The organism is Paenibacillus hamazuiensis (genome assembly GCF_023276405.1).
GTDB lineage: Bacteria > Bacillota > Bacilli > Paenibacillales > NBRC-103111 > Paenibacillus_AF > Paenibacillus_AF hamazuiensis.
Genome location: NZ_JALRMO010000001.1, coordinates 1476210 through 1499670 on the forward strand (window position 1 = coordinate 1476210; position 23461 = coordinate 1499670).

The following is a 23461-nucleotide window of genomic DNA, read 5'->3' on the forward strand; positions in this document are numbered from 1 at the left end:
GATGAACGGGATACTCAAGGCCGTCCGACGTTTTGTCGGCGGTCTCTCTGTCATTATCGCCGCTTCCGTTCTGCTGTTTTTTGCCGGGGAGTCAATGGGTGACCCGACTTATGCGCTGCTGCCGATGGAGGCGAACGACCAGCAGCGGGAAGCGCTTCGTGAATCGCTGGGATTAAACGGCTCTGCCGTCTCCCGGCTGACCGCTTATTTGACGCTGACGCTGCAAGGGGAGTTCGGCAGGTCGTATAAACTGAACGAGCCCGTTATGACGATTATCGCTCCTTATTTTTGGGGAACGATGAAGCTGCTCGGCATGGCGCTTCCCATAGGGGTTTTAGGCGGTATTTTTCTCGGGTTTTTCGGACTGTTTGCGGGCGCCCGGGCGGATCGCTGGTTTTATAAGGTGCTGCTCGCGCTTCATTCGCTGCCGGGGTTTGTACCGGCAATTTTGGCGATTGAGCTGTTTGCGGTGCAGCTTAAGTGGGTGCCGCCCTCGGGCAGTCAAGGCTGGTCGTCACTCGTGCTTCCGGTGGCTTTGCTTGCCGGCGCGGAAGCGATCAAGATCGGCAGTTTGCTGAGGTCCAAGTTTGCGGAAATTTTGGAAGAAAAATTCGTTTTGACGGCTAAGGTGAAAGGGGTGGGCCGGTTTCGTTTCTATGTGCACTATGTGCTGCGTCCGGCGCTGTCGCTCATCTTTTCGTTTGTATCGATTCAGGTCGGCGTGCTGCTCAGCAGCGCGGTTGTGGTGGAAAGCGTGTTTGCATATCCGGGTATCGGCAGCCTGGCCGTACAGGCATTATCCAACCGGGATCTGCCGCTGCTGCAGGCCTGCCTCGTGATTACGACGCTGTTCTTTTTATGTTCGCGGTTTTTGCTGGACTTGATACATCCGTGGCTCGATCCCCGGGTCAAACAAACCGCCGTATGGGAGAGATCCTTATGGTGAAGCGGAATCTGTTTCGCTCTGTCGCTGCCCTGGTCGTTATTATCATATGTATCGTTTCCGCGCTCTTCTGGCTGCTGAAAGGGCATTGGCACGATCCGCTCGCCCCGTTCGTCGGAGGCAAGCTTTCGCCCCCGTCCTGGCAGTTTGTTATGGGAACGGACCATTTGGGCCGGGACTTGTTCAGCCGCTTGCTCTATGCTGCCGGGATCACGCTCGGATTGTCGGGGCTGGCCGTTGTGCTGGCCATGCTTGTCGGCGTGCTCCTTGGGACGCTTGCGGGCTTTAACGTAGTGCCATGGCTCACTCCGGCGATTTTGTTTATCGCGCAGTTTTCGCTTGTTTTTCCCGTCAGATGGCTTCCGCTATTGATCGTTGCCTTGCTGGGCCAAGGGATGGCCGGCATGGTGCTGTCGATGGTGCTCGCCCTGTGGGGTCAGTTTATGTGGATCATTTATGACGAAGCAAGAGGTCTGAAAGGGCGCACATTCATTAAAGCCGCTTATTTGCTTGGAGCTACCAGATGGGGCGTTGTCCGGATGCACGTGCTGCCCCATATGATTCCGGTCGCCGCGGTGCTGGGCGTTTTTGCATTCCGCACGGCCATCGGGGTCATTTCCACGCTCAGCTTCCTCGGCATCGGACTGCAGCCGCCCACCCCAACGTGGGGGTTGATGATCGCCGAAGGTCACCCGTACTTTTTGCAGGCATGGTGGACGGTGGCGTTCCCGACAATAGCGCTCGCATGCTCGGTATTGATTGCCAGTGCGTTAGGTAACAAGCTGGAACTAAAGTGGAAAAAACGTATTTCGATAAAAGCAGGGGAAGGGAGCACAGAACATGAATACCGGAGATCGGCTTCTTGAAATATCGGAGCTGCGCACTTGCTTTGTAGGCCGGGGCGGGCGCGTCGAGCCGCTTCGCGGAATCGGCCTGCATATCGAGGCCGGACAGACGCTGGCGCTGGTCGGCGAGAGCGGCTGCGGCAAAAGCACGCTGGCGCTTTCGATTTTGCGGCTTTTGCCCGAGCGGGGGCACATTTGTTCCGGAAACATCCGGTTCGAAGGCCGCGATTTGCTTCAGCTGTCCGAACGCGATATGAGGCAGATTCGCGGGCGGGATGTCGGGATGGTGTTTCAAGACCCGAGAAGCGCTTTCCATCCTCTCATGACGCTCGGAGATCAACTGATCGAAGCGGTCAAGGAAGGCCCGAAAGCGGAGAAAAAGCAGCGGGCGCTGGATATGCTGGAAAGCGTCGGCTTGGCCGATCCTTCGAGAGTAATGAAAAGTTATTCGTTCGAGCTGAGCGGGGGGATGCTGCAGCGCGTCATGATTGCGATGGCGCTCATCAACCGGCCGAAGCTGCTTATTGCCGACGAACCTACGACGGCGCTTGATGTTACCGTGCAGTCCGACATTTTGCAGCTTCTGAAAAAGATGAAAGCACATTTCGGCATGAGCATGCTGTTTATTTCGCACGATCTCGGGGTTGTCGCGGAGATTGCCGACCGAGTGGCGGTCATGCACAAGGGTCAAATTGTCGAGTGCGGCGACGCAAAGCGGGTGTACCGGAAGCCGGAACACGAAGTGACCCGGCACTTGCTCAGCATGGCGCCCGTTCTCGGTCAGCCGCTGCCGCGCGGCGGAGAGAAGATGAAGGAAGCGGTGCTGTCATGATCGCGGCGAGAAACGTGCACAAGATCTATGAGAAGCGGACCGGCCTTTGGTCCAAAGCGCTCGTGCGCGCGGTGAACGGGGTGACGCTGGAAATCCGGCCCGGGGAAACCGTCGGGCTTGTCGGCGAAAGCGGCTGCGGCAAAAGCACGCTCGGCCGCTGCATCGCCGGGATGGAGCCGTTAACGGAAGGACAGATCGTCTGGAGACAACGTGACGTAAGCCGGCTGACCTTACACGAAATGAGACTTTTGCGCAAAGAGGTTCAGCTTATTTTTCAAGATCCATATGATGCGCTGAACCCGATCCTGACGGTAGAACAGCTCGTGACGGAGCCGCTCATCCACTTGGGTATCGGTTCTGCCAGCGAACGGAGCGAAAAAGCGGCGTATTGGCTCGAAAGGGTAGGGCTCGCACCCGAGCATGCGGGTCGTTACCCCGGGGAGCTGAGCCGCGGTCAGTGCCAGCGGGTCAATATTGCAAGAGCGTTCATTCTGGAGCCGGGTTTTGTCATTTGCGACGAGATCATTTCGGCACTCGACGTTTCCGTCGGCGCACAAATATTGAATCTGCTCCTTGATCTGCAGGAAGAGCGGGGATGCGGCTACTTGTTTATTTCCCACGATCTCGCCAGAGTGATGCAAATCAGCCATAAAATTGCGGTCATGAAGAGCGGCAGCATCGTGGAGGTGGCGGACAGCCGCAGGTTCCATCTGGAGGCGAGCCACCCGTATACCCGCTCGCTGATTGCCGCCGTGCCGAAGCTTTTGCCGAGATGAACGGATACGCTAAAGTTATATTTGAAAAGCCGTCTTCAGCGCGCTCATGTTTGGTGAGAACGCAGATCGACGGCTTTATTTAATGTCTAAAAAGTTATGTCTCTCCCACCTGTCGTATAGCGTGTCTGCCATAGGTTTTGCACCGGCAAAACCATGGCAGACATACGCGAGCAAGAGGCACGCGGTCCCGCCAATCGGCTGCACACCCAACGTGCAGCGTGTCCGGCACCATTTCGGCGATAGCCGGAACGTGCCGGACAAACGCGAGCCAGGTGCACGCACCTCCTCACCGAGCCCCGCGCCGATAGTACAGCGTGTCAGGGCATAGGCTTTTACCCGGAGGTAAAAGCCATGCCCTGACAAACGCGACCCTAGAAGCGAGTACTCCCGTACTGCGGGCGTGTCCAGGGCGCCCGAGCGCCTGGGGTCCCCCCGGTGGGGGGATTTAGGGGGGGGGGCCCCAGCCCTAGTATCCAGCTTCTTTATCGACGACGTTAAGCAGCGGCATTCCGCAGCTGAGGCGGATCAGATTGTCCGCGAAAATCGTCATGGCGCGCTGCATCGTATGGGGAGAGGCGGCTGAGATGTAGGGCGTCGCGATGACTTGCGGCAGCTCCCACAAAGGGCTTTCCTCCGGAAGCGGATGAGCGCTGAACACGTCCAGCCCCGCACCGGCAATCCGCTCCTCCCGCAGCGCGTCGATCAGCGCTTCTTCGTCGATAACAGCCCCTCTGGAAATGTTGATGATATATGCGGTTGGCCGCATCAAGCCAAGCTCCGTTTTGCCGATCAAAGTCCGCGTTTGTGCGGTGAGAGGAGCACATACGATCACCGCATCCGCTTCCGGAAGCATCCGGTGAAGCTTATCCATCGGAAGCAGTGAAACACCGTCGGGCTGGTCCAAGCGATCCGCCAGCGAAACCGAACGCTTGACGGCGATGACCTTCATGCCGAGATGCAGGGCTTTCTGCGCGATTTCGCGGCCGATTGCGCCGAATCCGACGAGACCGAGCGTCAGCCCCTCAACCTCGACGGCGCTGCGCAGCTCGCTGCGCCGCCAGGTTTTGCCTGTCTGGGCGCGGACCGACAGATGAATATTGCGGGTAAGCGCCAGCAGGAGCGCGATGGCGTGTTCGGCGACCGGCTTTGCATTGGCTCCCCGAGAATTGGTCAACATGACGCCGCTTTCTCGCAAAGCGGGGCAAAGCAAAGGCTCCATGCCGACGCTGATGGAATGAAGGAGCTCTAACCGCGTGCCGGCCGAAAATACAGCTTCCGGGAAAAACATTCCCGTACAGCACAAGACGTCGCTTTCACGCACTTCCCGGACGGCGGATTGTTCCGTTGTGCAGGGAATGACCTGAATCGCCGCGGGCAAGGACGGCAGCTTGTCGTAATATTCCATGGCTTGCTCCGCGTACAAGACGGCTTTTATCGGTCGCATAGACTTGTCGTCTCCTCCCGGATTAGGCCGTAACAAGCGCGTCCCTGAGAGCGGAGTCGAGAATCGACAACGCTTCGTCCACGTCCTGCTTTGTAATGATAAAGGGAGGAAGCAGACGCAGCGTGTTGCCGACTCCCGCAGCGACGAGCAAGCCCCGCTCGGCGGCGAGCCGCGCGACCGGCTTGTTGTCGGTGGAAAGCTCCACCGCAATGAGCAGCCCGCGGCCGCGAACGTCGGCGATGTTCGGACGAACCGTTTGCAAGTAGCGCAGCCGATCGATCAGATAATCGCCGACCTCCCGCACGTGACGGAGCAAATCGTTCTCCACGATCGTTTCGACGGTCGCGATACCGGCCGCGCACACGACCGGATTGGCGCCGAAGGTGGCTCCGTGATCCCCCGGGCGGAACGCTGAGGCGACGCGATCGGTCGCGGCGAGTGCCGCATTGGGCATGCCGCCGGAAAGACCTTTCGCCAACGTCAAAATATCCGGTTTCACGCCGACGTGCTCGTATGCAAAGAAAGCGCCGGTTCTTCCCATGCCTGTCTGGATTTCGTCAAAAATAAGCAGCGCCCCGTGCCGGTCGCACAGCTCGCGCGCACCTCGCAAAAACTCGCGCGACCCGACATGCGCTCCGGCCTCGCCTTGAACCGGTTCGAGAATAACTGCACAGACGCTGGAATCCATCGCCCGCTCCAAGGCGTCCAAATCGTTGTAAGGGATATAGCGAAATCCTTCGGGAAGCGGGCCGAAGCCTTCCTGCATCTCCGGTTTGCCGCTTGCCGCCAGCGCGCCGAATGTGCGGCCGTGATACGAACGCAGGGCGGTGACAAAACGCGTCTTTTGCCGCTCCCCTTGGCGGTAGGCGTATTTGCGGGCCAACTTCAAGGCTGCTTCCACAGCCTCGGCGCCGCTGGGGCAGAAAAATATCCGATCGCCCGCGCCATGCTCCGTGAGCAGCTGGGCAAGCCGAACAGACGGTTCGTTATAAAACAAATTCGAAGAATGAATAAGCTTGTCGGCTTGCTCGGCGACAGCCTTGACAACCCGCGGATGGCAATGTCCGAGCGTGTTTACCGCAAAGCCTCCGAGAAAATCGAGATACGGCTTTCCGTCCGTATCCCAGACGCGCACGCCCAGCCCGTGGGACAGAACGATCGGGCTCCGGTTGAATGCTGAAATGAGGACTTGTTCACCTAATTGATATATTGCAGATGCCAACGAAGGGGCTCCTTTCATATTTTGGATGAATATAACAATTTTCATTGACAAATGATATTGATAATCGTTATCATTTATTATGATAATCGTTATCAAACAAAAGTTCAAACCTTATTTTTCCATATGACACATTTTTAAGGGGTGATGCCTTTGCATGACGGGCAAATAGTGTATTTAAGCGAGGATGACGTAAGGCGCTGCGGCGGCGGTGACTTTGCTGCGGTTCAGGGCGACGTCCGGCACGCTTTTGCGCTTCACGCGCAGGGAGAGCACGTGCTGCCTGCGAAAGTTCAGCTTGCCCAAGCCGACCGTAATAACGGCAGTCGGACGCATTACATCGTCATGCCCGCCTTCCTGGGCGGGGATGTTCAAATGGCCGGCATGAAATGGGTACGCGTGGGCAAACCGGAAAGCGCATCTCCGGCCATTACATCGCTGATGCTGCTGGCCGACCACAGCAGCGGGGAGCCGGCTGCGATCATCGACGCCACTTGGCTAAACGGAATCCGCACCGCTGCGGTGACGGCGGTTGCTGCGCTTGAACTGGCGAATCCGGAGTCGACTGTGCTTGCCATTGTTGGTTCGGGCGCGCAGGGTAAGGCGCATTTGCGTTATTTGCCGGCGGTTTTTCCCCGGCTTCGGGAAATACGAATTTACAGCCGCCGCTATGAAAATGCGCGGTACGCGGCAGAGGAAATCGGCGGCGGCTTCCGGGACCGCATAGTAGCCGTGCGGCATGCGGAGGAAGCGGTGCGCGATGCGGATATCGTCGTATCCGCCACTACGGCGAGTGAGCCCGTCATACGGGAAGAGTGGCTGAAGGAAGGCGTATTTTATGCGCAAATCGGCAGCCATGAATGCACCTTCGAAGCGGTTGCCGCATTTGACAAAATCGTTGTCGACGACTGGCAGCAGCAGCTGCACAGGGGGGTGCAGACGTTGGCGGTCATGGCCCGTCTCGGAAAGTGGAGCGAACGCGACCTGCACGGCACGCTCGGAGAGCGGCTGACCGGCCGGATTCCCGGGCGCGAATCGGAACACGAGAAGATCATGTTCGGCGGCATCGGCCTGGGCATCGTCGACATCGCCATCGCCGCCAGATTGTACCAAACGGCGCTCAAAGAGAGGATCGGGTTAAGATTGCCTTTTAGCGGGCATACGGAAGGGGATTCAGGATGACGAAACAAATGAAAGAATGCATGATGCGAAATCCGCATACGGACATCGTTCACGCCGGCGAAGAGATTCGCAACCCGTACGGCAGCGTGACGACGCCGATCGTGCAGACCGTCAACTTTTATTTTCACGATACGACGGAGCTGGAGGAGTATTACAAGGAGAAGAAGGATTTGACCGACCTCGGCAAGGAGCGTTACCCGCGCTTTAAGTACGGACGGACCGGCAATCCCACTCAGCAGACGGCGGAGAAAAAGCTGGCTGCGATCGAAGGCGGAGAAGCGGCGCTGCTAACCTCCAGCGGAATGAGCGCCGTCACCGCAGCGCTGCTGGATCTGCTGTCCGCAGGCGACCATTTGGTCATCGTCGGCGATCCGTATTTTCACATCAAGGAATTTGTCGACCGCTATTTGTCGCGATGGGGCATCCGGGCGGATTATGTGCCGATCAACGATTTTGCGGCGATGGAGCAGGCGGTTCGTCCGAATACGAAGGTCGTATTTGCGGAAACGCCGACGAATCCCCATCTCCGGGTGATCGACCTGGCGAAATCGGCCGCTTTTTGCAAGGAGCGTGGGCTAATTTTTATCGTCGACAGCACGTTCGCGACTCCATATAATTTGCGTCCGCTTGAATACGGGGCGGATTTGGTCATACATAGCGCGACGAAGTTTATGAGCGGCCATAACGATGTGATCGCCGGCGCCGTCATCGGCAGGGCGGAACATATCGTGCGGATGAGGGAAAGTCTGGAAATTATGGGCGGAACGATTCAACCGACAATTGCTTACTGGGTCATCCGCGGATTAAAGACGATGGGGCTAAGGATGGACCGCCACAATGAGACATCGATGCGAGTGGCTGAATTTTTGCATAAACACTCGAAAGTGAAGGCCGTTTATTTCCCGGGACTCCCTTCGCATCCGGACCATGAGATCGCGAAAGCGCAGATGCGCGGGTTCGGGGGCGTCGTCACGTTCGAGGTGGAGACGCTTGAGCAGGCCCGCAAGGTGGTCGACGCGATGAGCATTCCGAAAATCGCCAGCAGCCTGGGCGGCGTGGAAAGTTTGATCAGCGTAACGGCGATGAGCGCGATGGCCTATTACTTCATGACGCCGGAGCAAAGGAGGGAGCGCGCCATTCCCGAAGGGATGATCCGGTTCTCGATCGGCATCGAGGATCCGGAGGATATTTTAGCCGATCTGGAGCAGGCACTGGAACAAATATAACCGAAATTCAGGCGGGAGTGTGTACCATGAGCAGAGATCCATACGCGCAGGGCTTGATTACTTTCGATCCGTTTGTTGAGCGAAAAAGCGTAGCGGGGAGGATCGTCACCGTGTTGGACGGGAAGCTGGACAACCGCGGCATCGAGCTGATCCACGCCCGCTCGCGCGTTTTGCAAAAACACGAAATCCACGAGCTGATCATAAGTTTTGAAACGGATCCGGCGCCGGGAAAAAGAGTCGACCGCATCGGGTACGTGGGCTTTTTCGAAGTGCACGAAGGAGGCGTCATCGTATCGGGGGACCGTATCCGGATCGCCGACAAGTGGAGCGGTACGATCGCCGGTTTTGACGAAACGCACGTTCCGAATCATATTAACATCGTCGTTTGCGGGGATTTGAATCAAACCGGACTGGAACTGGGGCTCCGGGTCGGCGACATGGTGCAAATCGGCGACGGCCGGAACATCGGCGACGGGATGCAAACCAGGCGCTGCGCGCAGAGCGGTGCAGGGGGTGGGTCGGATGACCGGAACGCATGAACCGGATGCAGGCGAAGCGCTGACGAAGGTGATGGACGCCGTCGATCTGGAAACGTTTTTTATATGCCGCAGCGAATCCGAAGCGAAAAGCTTGATGCTTTCCCTGCTTGCGCAGATGGGATTCGCCCGCGGGGATGTCGTGTTCGTCCAGCATGAGGGCCCCGGGGCCCGCGTGCGGGGGCGGGCGTACGTCCATCCGGCCGGGGATATGCCGCCGTATTTTGGTTCGGAGGGGGGAGAACATTGAACTTGAGCGGCTGCAAACGACGGATTTTACTGGCCCCGCTCGATCCCGTTCACGATGTCGGCCTTAAAATCATCCGCAGGGGATTGGACGAGGCGGGTCACGATACAACGCTGCTTCCGCCCGATTTGGCCGTTCATGAAATCGCCGAGCGCGCCGTGCGGGAGCCGTTCGACTGCATCATGCTGAGCCGTACGATCGGTTACGGAGCGGAAGAGCTGCTTGCCGAATTTACGAAGATGATGGAAACGGCAGGGCTCAAGGGGCGGGTTAAAATCGCTGTCGGCGGTATGGGAATACGCCCGGAGCTTGTCGAGGGGCTCGGCTTTGACCGCGGCTTCGGACCCGGAACAACGGTCGAGGAGGCGCTTGCGTTCGTTGAGAATCGACCCGCGCGGACCGAACGGGTTCGTCTGCATAAAACGAAGCCCGATTTGACGGCGGGGTATACGTACCGCTTCCTTAACGGCAGAATCGCCCGGTTGCTGGACGATATTGCGCAGGATGCGCTCCGATGGGCGGAGCGCCGGACGACGGCGGCCGTGGAACGCGCACAAATCCGCGAGCTGGCGGGCGTCGGTGTTTTGACCGGCAATTTGCGCGCCGAATATGCCGCATTGTGTGATCCGGTCATCCGGGATTATTACGAGAAGGCGATCATTCCCGCTGCAGTACGGATGGTGGAAGAAGACGAAGTGGCGGGTTTGCGCCGGTTTTGCCGCACGGCGGACGGGAATGCCAAAGGGATTTCGCTGCGGCATACGCGCTCGAAGCCGGCGGTGCTCATTCAGTACGGCACCGGATCGCTGTTTCTCGATGCCTCGCATATGAAGGTGGCCGAAGCGTGGGGGGCCGACGGAGTCATTCATTTCGATCCGGCCTGGGGGGCGAGAACGGAAGGACTGCTTGAAGGCCATGTGAATTATGAAGGGGACGGCACGGTGATCACAGCGCAAAATTTGCGGCTGCTTCGCTCCTTTCTCGGCGAAGATACGCTGTTTCAAGTGCGCGCGCACCGCGGCTTGAATACGCCGGAGACGGTCGTTATCGCCGGACAGATCGGGGCCGATCTGACGAAAATCAACATCGCCTACGGCTCGCTTGGTGCGGGAACCGATCCCGAACGACTTGCCGTTGACGGGATCGCCGCTTTGAAATATGCCGCTGCGTACGGCCTCCCGTACGACATCGTGACAAACGAGGAGCTGTGCGGCGTACCGGCGTTCAAGGCGTTTGCGGGAATGCTGATCGTATGCCGTCTCGGTCTGCTGCTCGGCGGGCGGCCGATTCTTCAGCCGCTGTTTTGCCATTCGCCGGAGGCAATGATTACGCGCAAAATGGAGGACAACTATATCGATTTTAATGCCGCAAAAGTGCAGGCGCTTCGTCAAATCGTCGACGCCCCGGTATGGCCGGGAGCCCCGATCGGCTTTATGACGCATTCGGAGGACCGGGTTCAGTCGGCCATGACAACGTCTCTGCATGCCGCGTTAGGCGCGTCTTTGGAGGTGGACGCAGTTACGATCGCCTCCTCGGATGAAGCGTATTCCCGGGGACCGATCACGGCGCAGGCGAGGGTCGATACGCTGCGGGCGGTCAAGGAATCGTTCCGTTTTCTCGGCAGGGGCAAAGTGGAGCCGACCGCGCACGCGATCGATTTGGCGGAGGAGCTGACGGCCGGCATCGAAGCGGTGTTGGAGCAGGTCCGGGAAGCCGGATTTGTCGAGGCCTTGTACCGCGGCATGCTCGGAAGCCCGGAGGACGGCGCTTATCCGGGAAGAGCGGGCAAAGGAACGGTCAAGCATTATGTCTTTTAACCTGCGGTCCCTGCCTTTATGGATCATGTTGTCAGGATTTTTCTTCATCAACTGCGGCGCCAACATGGTCATTCCGTTTTTTGGCATATACCTTACAACCTATATGCATCTGAGTCCGGTTGAGGCGGGCTTGGTGCTGACGGTTACCGTAGGCACGCCGAGAGCGATGGCGCTCTTCGGCGGGTCTGCGGCCGACCGCTTCGGAATCCGGCGTTCGATGCTGTGCGGTCTTGCGATTTTGATCGTTTCCGCATTCGGTTATGCGTTTTCGCAGTCCTTATGGGCGTTTGTGCTCTGTTCGTTTTTCACCGGAATCGGCTATTCGCTGTTTACGCCGGCCGGCAAAGCCGCCGTGGCCCGGCTGACCGCGGAGCAGTCGCGCGTGCTCGCTTTTTCCCTGCGCAACATGGCGGTCAACATCGGCGCTGCGGTCGGACCGGTCGTCGGCATGCTGATAACAGTGGAGTCGCTGCGCAAAACGTTTTTGCTCACTTCGCTCGTATATTTTGCATTTTTGGTGCTGGTCTGGCTCTTTTTGCGCATGGACGAGGGCGTTCCGCCCGCTTCCGTTCCTTTGGCCGTTATTAAAAATCTCGTTTATGTGTTTCGCGACAAAAGGCTGCTCGTATTCTCCGTACTGATTATCGCTTTTTATGTCATGCTGGCCCAATTCTCGCTCGTGCTGCCGTTGTTTGCGGCCGACCGGTTTGCGGCGCAAGATGCGATCGGCATGTTGTTTGCCGGCAACGCGCTGCTGATGATCGCCGCGCAGTATCCGCTGCTGGCGGTTTGCTCGCGATATTTGGCCGCCCGGCATATCGCTTTCGTTGGAGTGCTGCTGGCCGCAGCGGGCATCGGAAGCGCGGCGTTTGCCGGACACTTCGCTTATCTGGTGGCGGTGACGCTTGTCATCTTCACCATCGGCCAGCTGCTTATCATGCCTTCGATCGATACCGTTGTAGCCGACATGGCGCCGGACGGGCTTGCCGCCAGCTACCAGGGATTTTCCGGACTCGCCGCAGCGGCGGGAGGCATTTTGGGGAATACGGCAGGCGGGGCATTGTACGGCTGGGCCAAGGTGAGCGGATGGATCCAGCACGTATGGGGGCTGTATTTTGCGGCGGGACTGCTTTGCTGTCTGCTGTATGCCGTCCTTCAGCGGACGGCGAACCGTTAAACTTTAGATGGAAGGGGAAAAGATGGATACGATGACTCGCTTTGCCGCATTGCCGGGCCTCACTTTGGAATCGGGAAAAACGCTGGCGGCCGTTCAGGTGGCCTACGAAACGTACGGGACGCTGAGTCCGAGCAAAGACAACTGCGTATTGGTTTGCCACGCCTTGACGGGAGACGCCCGCGCAGCCGGAATCGGCGGTTGGTGGGATGGGTTCATCGGACCGGGCAAAGCGCTCGATACGAATCATTACTTCGTCGTTTGCTCCAACGTGCTGGGAGGCTGCAGCGGAACGACAGGCCCCGCATCCGTAAACAACGAGACGGGCAGGCGATTCGCCCTGTCGTTTCCGGTCGTTACGATCCGCGATATGGTACGGGTTCAAAAAATGCTGCTGGACGAGCTCGGCATCCCCGGTCTGGCCGCCGTTATCGGCGGTTCGATGGGAGGCATGCAAGCGCTGGAGTGGGCGATATTATTCCCCGGGATGGTGCGCATGTGCGTGCTGATCGCCACCTGCCACCGTTTATCGCCGATGGGCATTGCCTATAACGATATCGCCCGGCAGGCGATCATAAGCGATCCCGGTTGGCAGGGCGGCGATTATTACGGCGGAGCGGGCCCGGTGGAAGGGCTTGCCATTGCGCGCATGCTCGGCATGGTTAAATACGGGACCGCGGACATGTATAACCGCAAGTTTGGCCGGGCTTTGGTGCGGGGCGGAGATGAGCTTGATTTTTGGGCGGCTTATGAAGTCGAGCGATATTTGCGGTATCAAGGGGAGAAGCTGGTCGGCCGCTTCGATGCCAACAGTTATTTGTATTTGCTGAAGGCGATGGATACGCACGATATATGCCGCGGCAGGGGGAGCCTGGAGGAAGTGCTTCGACAAACCGAAGCTTTTTTCGTTGTGGCCGGTATCTCTTCCGACTCGTTTTATCCGTGTGCGGAGCATCGGGAGCTTGTCCTGTTGTTAAAAAGGGAAGGCAAGCGGGCCGTATTTCTCGAGCTGGAATCGCCGCACGGACACGACGCTTTCCTGATCGAAACGGAAAAGCTGCACGGCCTTCTCGGCGAATATTTGGCTCCCGGGATAAAAGCGAAAGCGGGACTTCACTAAACGGATGCGATTCCGCACGCCGCCTCCCATTCGAACGGCGTTTGTCGGCCTTAAGCGGGTCGTCTATAATAGAGGAAAAGGCGAGCGCGCAGGCAGGAAGTCGCTTGTCGGGAGGAGCTGAAGAAGATACATGGAGCCATTTCGCGTATTTTGGGTCGATAAAACGGAAGAAGCTTTTACGGCGGGAGTCAGAACGGTTGCACCCGACGCTTTGCCTGACGGAGAGGTTACGATCCGGGTCGTCTATTCCGGCGTCAACTACAAGGACGGCCTCGCGGCAAGCCCGTCCGGACGCGTCCTTCGCGCCTATCCGATGGTCCCCGGCGTTGATCTCGCCGGAGTGGTAACTGCCTCGGATGACCCGAAGTTTCGCGAAGGCGACGAGGTGATCGTCACCGGCTACGAGCTTGGCGTCGCGCATTTCGGCGGCTTCAGCGAGTATGCCAGAGTGCCCGCGGCATGGGTGCAGCCGCTTCCGCCCGGTTTGACTTTGCGGGAGGCGATGATTCTCGGCACGTCGGGATTTACGGCGGCGCTGTCGATTCAACGTCTGGAAGCAAACGGGCTTTCGCCATCGAATGGGCCGGTGCTCGTAACGGGGGCGACCGGCGGCGTCGGAAGCAGCGCCGTTTCGATGCTTGCCTCTCTCGGCTACGAGGTGGAGGCAAGCACCGGCAAAGCGGACGAACATGCCTATTTGAAGGCGCTGGGCGCAAGTTCGGTTATCGGCAGAGATCAGCTGTCTCCTGCGGAAATCAAGCCGCTGCATAAGGAAAGATGGGCCGCCGCGGTCGATCCGGTCGGCGGTCCGGCGCTGCCTTTCGTGCTCGGCGGCATCCGCTACGGAGGCTCCGTTGCGTTAAGCGGGCTGACGGGCGGCGCGAACTTCGCCGCAACCGTTTATCCGTTTATTTTGCGCGGTGTCAACTTGCTTGGCATCGATTCCGTCTATTGTCCGAATCCGCTTCGCGGCGTTTTATGGAAACGGCTCGCTTCCGACCTGAAGCCGAATAGGCTGGAGGAGATGGTGTACGCGGAAACGACGCTGGACGGGTTGCCCGCGTATTTGGAGCGGATTTTGCAAGGGGGCATTCGCGGGCGGGTGTTGGTGAAGCTCGGGTGATTTTTTGCCGGAATACACTTAATTAACGAGCCGGGAGGATAATGCGATGTCCGTTCCAAAGGTACTGCAGAAACCGTCGTTTCCGGAAGGGTCGCTTATGATGTGGAAAATGCCGAATGGGTCATGTTCGTGGACGACCGGTTTATTCCTATGGCAGCGCTGTATGCGAGCGTGAACGCGGAGCTGGAGCGGACGGGCCGACCGCCGCTTCGCGTCGGAGACGAAGTGACGGTGACCGTGCGCCGGGCGGATGGATAAACGAAAAACGGCTGCCCTCATGATTGTCATGACAGAAGCAGCCGGATTTGCTGATTAGCGGATCGATCTTTCAGTGGAACTGGACGTCGATCCGCTTTTTGTTTTCATTGCGGACTTTCGGCATTCTGACTTCCAAAATGCCGTTGCGATACGTCGCGGCAGTTCCTTCGGCCTCCACATGGGCCGGCAGCCCGACGGTGCGCTGGAACCTGCCGCTGTAGCGCTCCTTGCGGTGCATCTGGTCTTCGTTGTATTCCGACGTTCTGTGAATGTGGCCCTGAATCGTCAGCATGTTGTTCTCGACGTGGATGTCGACGTCTTCCTTTTTCTCCAAGCCGGGAATGTCGAAATGGGCGATAACTTCGTTTTCGGTCTCGTACACGTCCATCCGCGGGCTTCCGAATTCCTGGTTAAACCCGAAAGCGGACGGCAAACCTTCGTTAAAAAATTTGTCCAGCTCCTTTTTCCATAGATCGACATGGCGAAAAGGCTCAAAAGGCACTAATGGCATCGCAAAACAGACCTCCTCGGTTTGCTGATATTCGTTCGTAGTATGTGCCGTTTTTCCCAACATTATAGCTTCCTTGCGGGTGGAAAATGTTGAGCTGCGAGAAACAGGCGGCTTCAGAAGACGAGCATCGAGGCGGGCAGCCTGCTGACGAGCTTAACGCTTGACTTTCGCTTGTGCAAATATTTATAATAGAAAGCAATGTCAGTTTTGTGTTAGGGTGGCATGCTTATACGTTCAGAAAGCACTCCGCAAGGGGTGCTTTGTTTGTAAAAGTGCTTGCCGCAACGGGTCAACGGTCAACGAAGGAAGGGGATTGCTGTATGAATTACAAAACGCTGCTGGCGGATCACCTTGCGCCTCATATCGAAGGGATCAGCCGCGAACAATTAATGGAACTGATCGAGTATCCGCCGAATCCGCAGATGGGCGATTTGTCGCTGCCTTGTTTCAAGCTGAGCAAGCAGATGAGAAAGGCACCGCAGGCGATCGCCGAGGAGCTGAAAACGGCGTGGCAGCCGCATGAGGCGGTGGCCAAGGTCGATGCGGTATCGGGATATTTCAACGTGTTCCTGAAGCCGGAATTTTTTGCGAAGGATGTTATCGGGGAAGTGCTGTCCCGCGGCGACCGTTACGGCTCGCAGGATTTGGGCCGGGGCCGCAACGTGGTGATCGACTTTTCCTCTCCGAATATCGCTAAGTCGTTTCATATCGGGCATTTGCGCTCAACGGTAATCGGCAGCTCGCTTTATAAAATTTTCCGCTTTCTCGGCTTCAACAGCGTCGGAGTGAACCATCTCGGGGATTGGGGCACGCAGTTCGGCAAACTGATCGTCGCTTACAAATATTGGGGCAACGCGGAAACCGTGGAAGCCGAAGGAATCGACGAGCTGCAGCGGCTGTATGTGAAGCTGCACGACGAAGCGGAAACCAATCCGGCGCTTGAGGACGAGGCGCGGGCATGGTTTGTGAAGCTGGAGCAGGGCGATGAAGAAGCGCGCCGCCTATGGAAATGGTTCGTTGACATCAGCCTGAAAGAGTTCCATAAAATGTACGACTTGCTCGGCGTCCGCTTTGACTCGTATGCAGGCGAAAGCTTTTATGTCGACATGGTGCCTTCGGTCATCGGCAAGCTGGAAGAGAAGGGGCTGCTCGAGGAGGACGAAGGCGCTACGCTGATCCGCCTCGACGACTACAATATGCCGCCTGTGCTCGTTTTCAAAAAGGACGGCAGCACCTTGTACCATACGCGGGACATCGCGGCGGCCATTTACCGCAAGGATACGTACGATTTCGCCAAATGCGTCTACGTCACCGATGCCGGACAAAGCCTGCACTTCCAGCAATGGTTCAAGGTCATCGAGCTGATGGGCTACGACTGGGCGGACAAGTTGGTGCATGTGCCGTTCGGCAAGGTCAGCCTGGAAGGCGCCAAGCTGTCGACGCGGAAGGGCAACGTCATTCGCCTCGAAGAGCTGCTGTCTCAGGCAATTGAGAAAACGCGGGAAATTATCGAAGCGAAAAATCCGAACATGGAAAACAAGGAAGAGGTTGCCCGCAAGGTGGGCGTCGGCGCCGTTATTTTCAGCGATTTGAGCAATAACCGGATTAAAGACATCGTGTTCTCGTGGGAGGATGCGCTTAATTTCGAGGGAGAATCCGGACCGTACGTACAGTATACGCATGCGCGCGCCTGCAGCGTGCTGCGGAAAGCTTCCGGCGGCGACGCCGGAGAAATTGCCGTCAGCGCAGACGGTTTGGATGCGGGACTGCTCGGTAACCCGGAGGCGCTTGGCGTGCTGAAGGAGATCTACCTGTTCACCGAGCGCGTGGAGCAGGCGATGCATAAGCTGGAGCCCTCGATCATCAGCCGTTATCTGGTCGATCTGGCGCAAAGCTTCAACCGATTCTATCACGAGTGCCCGATTCTCGTGGACGATGCGGCGCTGCGGGCTGCACGTCTCGCGCTCGTGAAGTGCGTGCAAATTACGCTGCGCAACGGACTTGCGCTGATCGGCCTGGAAGCGCCGGAAAAGATTTGACGGTTGGTGTAACAACGAAAAGGAGCCGAAGAGGAACGAATGTTCTTCTTTGTGGCTCCTTTTTTGCGTAATTTGCAAGCTTTCATGTCGATAAAGGAAGACGCTGCTCCTTTAAAGACTCGAATTGGGAGAACTCGCCAGGCTGGCAGAAGTCACATTTCCAGTGAGACGGAAGTCGGATTCCGGAAACATTGTACGCCGGATGTTCTCGGGCAAGCAGTGCGATTTTGTTTGGCTAAGCCGGAGATTCGTCGAGGTATGATGGTTTGGTGGTGCGTAAAGTGGTGGTAGCTGGGATATATGCGGGAGGGAGGACTGCCGCCATGTAACGCTGAAGCGCATGCCCCGGTTGTGGGAATGATGTAACGGCAGGGATAATCGCAAAAACTTGGATTATTCGGGGATTCGCGGTAGAGCCCAGTGTTGTCAGGCTAGTCCCCGGTTCATAGAGGAACTACAGTGCGCTAAAATGGTCATTTCGAGCGGTTTGCCAAGATTAAAGGAACTCAGGTGCGTTATTTGCTTGTTTTGCCGCTCCTTACACCATTTTTCCCCGATTTAGCGCATCTCAGTTCCTCTATTTTTTCAGACACGTAAGTTTACCCGAGGATAGCGAACGTCAGTTCCTTTATGCTTAATGAATCTCTTATTTTAGCGGGAAAACAGATTTAGTTAGTTCGGTTTGTTTGGCGGATCTCCGCTGGTCAAACCCAAGATTCCGTGAAAGTCCGTTAAACTGACAAAATTGAGCCGGAGTCGCGATGGGCGGCCGAACCAGAGAAGCGGCGGCTGCTCGGGGCCGAAGTCGAGGTAGCCAGCCGAGCCAAAGCCACGGCCACGGCCACAACCTGTGCGGTCGCCGCGGCCGTCGCCTGAGCTTGTCGCGGCATGCGTTGGACCGGCATCGCCCCAACCCCGCCGAGCCGCAGCGGTAAACGGCGTGAGCGCGCGTCAACGCCCGCGGTGCTTGGCTTTCGCCTTCATGCGGGCGATCTCGCGCTTGCGTTCTTCTTCCTGCTCCCGCTGCTCGCGGGAAACAGTGCGCCGCGCCTTCTTGCGGTGCTCCAGCTCGAGCTGGAGGGTGGCATGCGCGGAGGATGAAACGCCCTTGCGCCGCATCTCCTGTGCGGCTTCGCGGGCAAGCCGCTTGGGGTTAATGCGCTGAGTCGGCCTTGCTTCCACGTCGACCGCACAGGACGTGCGCTCCAGCAGCCGGGGCAGCGTATGATCGATGAATTCGGCAATTTCCGCGTCATGCGGCTCCGCGCCAAAGACATGGCGAAAAGCCCTCAGCTTGCCGTTCTCTTCATCTTCAACCACGCCTACCCAAAACGGAGATTCGAAAAAAACGGTTAATTTCATAAAATTCCCCTCCTCGAAGTACAACGCAGACGACGGACATCCCGAGGGGGAAGGATACTGGCGCCCTTCCGGAGAAAAGGCGCGCCCGGACTACCAACCGGACCGTGTTTTTACGCTGCATCCATCATTGTAAATGGATAACAAGTTTTGAACAAGGGAAAGTTCGGTAAAACTAATAGAAGCCGTGGTTTATCCTAATAACGTGCAGAAAGGAGGGGGCTTGTGAAAGGGGAAGAACTCGTCCAGTACATCACCGAACGGGTTGTCGCCTACTTTGATACGCCGCGGGAGGTGCGCAAGCAGGCCAGACAAAACCAGAAAACGGTCCGCGAAGATTGGGTGTACCGCTGGTTCGGTCTTGTTCCGTTTTCGCTGAAAATGTGGGCGGATCAGCAGCGGCGGCGCATAAAGGAAAAGTACAAACAGCGCTAAACACAAGGAAAAGCTTCCTTTTCTCGCGAATCCGGACGACGCTAATATCCGAATCCGTGAGAAAAGCGAAGCTTTTCAATATAGGAAGAGAGAGGAGAAAAACCGTTATTCAGCGGTAAAACCGCGATGATGAAGGAAGAGTTTCATAATCGACGGCGCGCAGGCCGTCTTGGTCCAGCAGCACGTAACCGTCCTTGGACCAGGCATGATACCCGGTTACCGCAAGCGGAACCGTCACCTCATACCCGTACAAAAAACCGACGTACGTGATTTTCTGCTTTTCGGCGATACGCTCCTTGAGTTCGGCGAATGACCGGATTTCAAGCGGCTTGCCTTTCACCCAGGGAAGCTTTTCGTAAGGATCGAAGGCAGGGAGATCAAGCCTTTCTACTATTGTATGCGAGCTTGCGGTTTTGGTGTTTCCGTTCTCGGCCGAGGAGGCCTCACTTGGCAAAACAGCCTCCCGCACCGGAAGAAGCTCGCCGGTTTTCGCATCGATCAGATGGGTTTTCGATTTCAGTTTCACTTTCCAGACGGCCTGCAGCGGATTGTAATAAAGCTTTTCCCCGTGCAGCTCCTTCGACTCGGCAAATTTCGAAAAAGACATATCGATAAGTTCATGCTGTACCAAAGATTTGTACAGCGTGTTCAAGCTAAACAGCGGATATTTGCCGGTGCCGTATTCGCCGAGGCGAAGCGTACCGTCGCTGGCGGCGTGTACGACCATATAGCCGACTTCGCTGCCGCCTTGCTTCAGGATAACGATCCAGCCATGCATGCCGGGGCCGAGCGTGCTGCTCGTCCAGGTCGCTTTTTGCCACGATTCGAAGCCTTTCTGCTTGGCGAGCGACTGTTTCCACTGCGCGACGGCCTCTTCCAAAGTCGTTGCATCCGCAAGCTTCTCCGGTGCGGATGGCGCGGGCTGCTTCGATTCGGATGCCGTTCCGGGTTGATCTGCCGGCGGCTTGTCCGCCGAAGCGCTTCCGCTCGGCACGGGAGCGGGAATCTGTGCCGGTGCGTACACGCTGCCGGACGTCGTGGCCGTCTCGGCCGGTATATGCTGTGCCGCAGCCAGGACCGGTATTTCCTCCGCAGACGGCGCTGCGGCAATCGTACGGCTAACCTCGGAAGAACTGAGCGGCGCTCCCGTATAGAGGCCTGTCCCCACGAGGAGGACGGCGATGACTGCGGATAGCTTGGTCATTTTTTCACCTGCCCGAAATCTTATGTATATGCTTTCATTCTAGAGAATATGCGCTGAAAAGTTTGTTAGAACCTGTAAGCGAAAATAAATTTTTTTTGCATTGTTTTTTGCAGCCTTTTATCGAGATTCGTCAATTCATGGCCCGCCGGACGCATTCAGATGAAACAAACCGCAGTTTATGACGGATACATGGACCCGCGGGCGGTACTGCCATTCGACTTCGGCCTGCCTTCTCCGGTATTGCGCCTCGAAGTCGGGCTTTTTGTCGTCTTCGGCCGCCTTGATCAAGTTTTCGTAGTAGACGCGGATTCTGGCCAGCTCCTCCAGCAGCCGGTCGTGCGCTTCTTCCGCCCATGCGTGGTCATATAATTTCAACTTGTTTTCCAAAAAGCGCTCCAGGACGCTGGCCCCGTGAGACAAGGACATTTTGTCGGGAATGATGTGAACGTTTGCGGGCAGGCGGGGCGTCAGCTTTTTAACGGCCACCTTATCGAAAAAATGCTCGGCAATCTCGCCGGTCGACAATCGGATCGCCAGCGAATGCAGCTCATTGCGCTTCAAATCGCACGCCAGCTCCACCTTGTAATTCACATGAAACCACGTATCGTAGGCAAAAGGTACGGAGGCCATGCGATGTCCTTGCGGCGGCTCCTCGAACAGCCGCACATATTTGCCCTTGGCCCGCACAGCGGCGAAAATTTGTTCCAGCCGGCGGCTGCCGTACGTTACGTCGTCCCTCGGGATGCGGGTTGCCGCCGACTGCGGCACGAAGCCGAAATAGCGGCCGAGGATGCTGTCCGGCTGTCCGGCTGGCTGCGCCGCTGCAATCGTGCCGTTCGCCTCCGCGGCCCCGCTCGGCGCAATGCCGCCCGTCGGCTGCATCCCCACGGCGCCGGCACTTCCGCCGCCCGCCGCACCGCCAATTGGCGCAGGTGGCCCCAATGCCGCTCCCACGCTGTCTATCGGCCCCGGCTGCACCCCGGCCGCACTCCCGCCGCCCAGCGGCCCCGGCTGCGTCCCCGCGCCCCCCGGTGCCTGGGACCCGCCCGCGCCCCCCAGGCTGCCAGGAGGCGCAACGTCCACCTGCGCCTGCCACGGCTGTGCCGGTCCGGGCGGCCCTTTGGGCAGCGCCTCGCGTGCTTTTTCCGGCTCGAGGATAAACGTATATGTCACCGTCTCCGCCGGCGCCCCGGTGCGCTCGACAAAGCTCCAATAGTACGGCCGGTTCGTCAGATCCTTGTCGGCCGAAGGCGACAGCTTGACCGTCACGTAGGCCGGATGCTTCTCGATGATGTCGCACTCTTCGGCTTCCAGGTAACGCATGAGAAAATGCCGGATTTGTTCGACGTTCACGGTCTCACCTCGATATCGCGGTTGATGGTTTGGCCTACCGCATCGAGAATGGCGCCGGCCGAAGGTTTCTTCGCTTCGTCCTCATACTCCGTTCGGATGGAGGAAAACGAGCGGCCGAGATCGTCCATCTCCCTGCGGATGTCGTCTTCGCTGCGCGACTCCAGAATCATCCTGGCGATGCGCGATTCGAGCGACGTCTTTTTCTCGAAACGCTCCAAAATCGTGTCAAGCTCGCCGATGACAAGCTCGAACATGTTGATTTTTTCGTGGAGCAGGGAAAGAATGTATTCTTCAATCGTGCCGCGCGTCGATAAATTGTATATTTTCACGTCCTGCTTCTGTCCGAGCCGGTGGACGCGGCCGATCCGCTGCTCGACCCGCATCGGGTTCCACGGCAGGTCGAAGTTGATCATGTTGCTGCAAAACTGCAGGTTGATCCCTTCGCCGCCGGCTTCGGTGGCGACAAGCACCTGGGCGCGGTTTCGGAAAAGGTCCATCATCCAGTCCTTTTTGCCCCGGTTCATACCGCCCCGGTAAGGAACGGCGCTGATTTTATGCTCCTTCAGATAGGCGAGCAAATACTCCTGCGTAGCGCGGTACTCCGTGAAGATAATCGCTTTGTCGCCGATTTCCTCCAGCAGCTCGAGCACTTTCTCGGCCTTCGAATTTGCTTTGATGCTGCGGATCAGCTCGACGAGCTCCCAAATTTTCGCGCGGACCGGCGAGTCCTCGGGCGTCTTTTTGAACATGTTGACCAAGGTGATAAAAACGGCGTCGCGGCTCGAGCAAACCTCCCGCTGCAGCGTAACGAGCGAGAGGATGCTGCTGATGTCGCCTTTTGCTTCCTCGTAACGCCCCTTGACGAAATCGGTTACGCCGTCGTAAAGCGCCTGCTCTTCCGGAGACAACGTCAGATGGATGTTTCTGACGATCCGCTTCGTAAACGTCACATTGCCGTCGCTGCGGCGGTTGCGGATCATGACCTTGGACAGCTCCTGCTGTAGCAGCTCTTCGTTTTTCGGAATCCGCTTGTCGACGACGAAATTCGCCTGGAAACTGCCGTGGCCGCCGAGCTGTCCGGGCTTGAGCAGCGTGATCAGGTTGTACAGCTCGCCCAGGTCGTTTTGCACCGGCGTGGCGGTCAGCAGCAGGCAGTATTTTTTTCTAAGCTCATTGATAAATTGGTAGTTGGTCGTCTTCTTGTTTTTCAGCTTGTGCGCCTCGTCCACGATCAGCATGTCGTATTCCTGGGCGAGCACGATTTCGCGGTGCGGGTCGCGTTTGGCGGTATCCATGGAGGCGACGACGATGTCGTATTGCTCCCACATGTATTCCTTTTTCTGCGCTACCGCATGGATGCCGAATTTCTGGTTCAGCTCGCGCACCCACTGCAGAACAAGGGAGGCGGGAACGAGAATCAGCGCTTTTCTCACAAGGCCCCGAATGATGTACTCTTTCAAAATCAGCCCTGCTTCAATCGTTTTCCCAAGCCCCACCTCATCGGCGAGAATGGCGCGGCCGCGCATTTCCGTCAGCACTTTTTTGGCCGTATCGAGCTGATGCGGCATCGGCACGACCTGCTGTAGATGAACGAGGCACTGCAGCTCGTCGAAGCTGTGGATCAGACCGGCTTGCTCCGCTTCGTAGGCGAGCTGGAACATCGTCCAACCGTCCCACGGACCGTTTTTGTCGGCGCGGGCGGACAGCTCGTGAAACCACTCCCGGTCAAATTGAATGTGCAGCCTTTGATTCAGCTCGCGAACGATATGGGGGTGATCCGTTGTCGGCATGGCTGAACCTCCACGAATAAATTACACA

Annotated in this window: 22 protein-coding genes; 15 read left to right on the forward strand and 7 right to left on the reverse strand. The window is 57.5% G+C overall.

Going from position 1 to position 23461, the window contains the following annotated elements:
• The first annotated feature begins 1 nt into the window (after position 1).
• The 4 genes from MYS68_RS06325 to MYS68_RS06340 are packed head-to-tail and all read left to right on the forward strand — an operon-like array spanning position 2 to position 3396.
• Positions 2-946, forward strand: coding sequence for an ABC transporter permease (locus MYS68_RS06325; protein ID WP_248925017.1), 945 nt, complete (start codon positions 2-4; stop codon positions 944-946).
• A complete protein-coding gene (locus MYS68_RS06330) occupies positions 940-1809 on the forward strand; it encodes an ABC transporter permease (RefSeq protein ID WP_248925018.1) in 870 nt (289 codons plus the stop codon). Before MYS68_RS06325 ends, MYS68_RS06330 begins: the two co-directional genes overlap by 7 nt.
• Entirely contained in the window at positions 1784-2620 is an 837-nt protein-coding gene (locus tag MYS68_RS06335; protein WP_248925019.1) for an ABC transporter ATP-binding protein, read from the forward strand. Before MYS68_RS06330 ends, MYS68_RS06335 begins: the two co-directional genes overlap by 26 nt.
• Positions 2617-3396 (forward strand): ATP-binding cassette domain-containing protein, encoded by a 780-nt coding sequence (locus MYS68_RS06340; RefSeq protein ID WP_248925020.1) that lies wholly within the window; start codon positions 2617-2619, stop codon positions 3394-3396. The genes MYS68_RS06335 and MYS68_RS06340 overlap by 4 nt, the downstream gene beginning before the upstream one ends.
• A gap of 466 nt (positions 3397-3862) precedes the next feature.
• Here the strand turns inward: MYS68_RS06340 and MYS68_RS06345 are convergent, their stop codons facing one another.
• Together MYS68_RS06345 and MYS68_RS06350 are read right to left on the reverse strand one after the other, a co-directional pair.
• Entirely contained in the window at positions 3863-4840 is a 978-nt protein-coding gene (locus MYS68_RS06345) for a D-2-hydroxyacid dehydrogenase (protein WP_248925021.1), read from the reverse strand.
• Positions 4841-4862: 22 nt separating this feature from the next.
• Positions 4863-6062 carry an acetylornithine transaminase gene (locus MYS68_RS06350; protein WP_248925022.1) on the reverse strand — a complete coding sequence of 400 codons (1200 nt, stop codon included), beginning with the start codon at positions 6060-6062 and terminating at the stop codon, positions 4863-4865.
• A 150-nt stretch (positions 6063-6212) separates the two neighbouring features.
• On the opposite strand from MYS68_RS06350, the gene MYS68_RS06355 reads away from it, so the two are divergent.
• From MYS68_RS06355 to MYS68_RS06395, 9 genes are all read left to right on the forward strand, one after another.
• A complete protein-coding gene (locus MYS68_RS06355) occupies positions 6213-7241 on the forward strand; it encodes an ornithine cyclodeaminase family protein (RefSeq protein WP_248925023.1) in 1029 nt (342 codons plus the stop codon).
• Positions 7238-8467, forward strand: coding sequence for a trans-sulfuration enzyme family protein (locus MYS68_RS06360; protein WP_248925024.1), 1230 nt, complete (start codon positions 7238-7240; stop codon positions 8465-8467). Before MYS68_RS06355 ends, MYS68_RS06360 begins: the two co-directional genes overlap by 4 nt.
• 26 nt (positions 8468-8493) lie before the next feature.
• Positions 8494-9006, forward strand: a complete 513-nt coding sequence (locus MYS68_RS06365) for a DUF6917 domain-containing protein (protein WP_248925025.1) — start codon at positions 8494-8496, stop codon at positions 9004-9006.
• A complete protein-coding gene (locus MYS68_RS06370) occupies positions 8990-9253 on the forward strand; it encodes a hypothetical protein (RefSeq protein ID WP_248925026.1) in 264 nt (87 codons plus the stop codon). The genes MYS68_RS06365 and MYS68_RS06370 overlap by 17 nt, the downstream gene beginning before the upstream one ends.
• A complete protein-coding gene (locus tag MYS68_RS06375; protein WP_248925027.1) occupies positions 9250-11067 on the forward strand; it encodes a cobalamin B12-binding domain-containing protein in 1818 nt (605 codons plus the stop codon). The genes MYS68_RS06370 and MYS68_RS06375 overlap by 4 nt, the downstream gene beginning before the upstream one ends.
• The gene (locus tag MYS68_RS06380) at positions 11057-12244 is read left to right on the forward strand and encodes an MDR family MFS transporter (RefSeq protein ID WP_248925028.1); all 1188 of its coding nucleotides are present in this window, start codon (positions 11057-11059) and stop codon (positions 12242-12244) included. The genes MYS68_RS06375 and MYS68_RS06380 overlap by 11 nt, the downstream gene beginning before the upstream one ends.
• 22 nt (positions 12245-12266) lie before the next feature.
• Entirely contained in the window at positions 12267-13361 is a 1095-nt protein-coding gene (gene metX / locus MYS68_RS06385) for a homoserine O-acetyltransferase MetX (RefSeq protein ID WP_248925029.1), read from the forward strand.
• A 130-nt stretch (positions 13362-13491) separates the two neighbouring features.
• Complete coding sequence (locus MYS68_RS06390; RefSeq protein WP_248925030.1) at positions 13492-14484, forward strand: acrylyl-CoA reductase family protein; 993 nt, start codon at positions 13492-13494, stop codon at positions 14482-14484.
• Positions 14485-14586: 102 nt separating this feature from the next.
• Positions 14587-14742, forward strand: a complete 156-nt coding sequence (locus MYS68_RS06395) for a hypothetical protein (RefSeq protein ID WP_248925031.1) — start codon at positions 14587-14589, stop codon at positions 14740-14742.
• 70 nt (positions 14743-14812) lie between these two features.
• Here MYS68_RS06395 and MYS68_RS06400 read toward each other — a convergent pair whose 3' ends face one another.
• A complete protein-coding gene (locus tag MYS68_RS06400; RefSeq protein WP_248925032.1) occupies positions 14813-15253 on the reverse strand; it encodes an Hsp20/alpha crystallin family protein in 441 nt (146 codons plus the stop codon).
• Positions 15254-15573: 320 nt separating this feature from the next.
• Here MYS68_RS06400 and argS point away from each other — a divergent pair, with 320 nt between their 5' ends.
• Positions 15574-17292 (forward strand): arginine--tRNA ligase, encoded by a 1719-nt coding sequence (argS, locus tag MYS68_RS06405; protein ID WP_248925033.1) that lies wholly within the window; start codon positions 15574-15576, stop codon positions 17290-17292.
• A 951-nt stretch (positions 17293-18243) separates the two neighbouring features.
• Here the strand turns inward: argS and MYS68_RS06410 are convergent.
• A complete protein-coding gene (locus MYS68_RS06410) occupies positions 18244-18654 on the reverse strand; it encodes a YjdF family protein (RefSeq protein WP_248925034.1) in 411 nt (136 codons plus the stop codon).
• Between the two features lie 222 nt (positions 18655-18876).
• Between MYS68_RS06410 and MYS68_RS06415 the strand changes: the two genes are divergently transcribed.
• Positions 18877-19086, forward strand: a complete 210-nt coding sequence (locus MYS68_RS06415; RefSeq protein ID WP_248925035.1) for a YqzE family protein — start codon at positions 18877-18879, stop codon at positions 19084-19086.
• A 109-nt stretch (positions 19087-19195) separates the two neighbouring features.
• Here the strand turns inward: MYS68_RS06415 and MYS68_RS06420 are convergent, their stop codons facing one another.
• The 3 genes from MYS68_RS06420 to MYS68_RS06430 all read right to left on the reverse strand — a co-directional run bounded on the left by MYS68_RS06420 (position 19196) and on the right by MYS68_RS06430 (position 23433).
• A complete protein-coding gene (locus MYS68_RS06420; protein ID WP_248925036.1) occupies positions 19196-20290 on the reverse strand; it encodes a hypothetical protein in 1095 nt (364 codons plus the stop codon).
• A gap of 135 nt (positions 20291-20425) precedes the next feature.
• Positions 20426-21643, reverse strand: coding sequence for a YqhG family protein (locus MYS68_RS38815; RefSeq protein WP_248925037.1), 1218 nt, complete (start codon positions 21641-21643; stop codon positions 20426-20428).
• Positions 21640-23433, reverse strand: a complete 1794-nt coding sequence (locus tag MYS68_RS06430) for a DEAD/DEAH box helicase (protein ID WP_248925038.1) — start codon at positions 23431-23433, stop codon at positions 21640-21642. Before MYS68_RS06430 ends, MYS68_RS38815 begins: the two co-directional genes overlap by 4 nt.
• Positions 23434-23461: the final 28 nt, after the last annotated feature.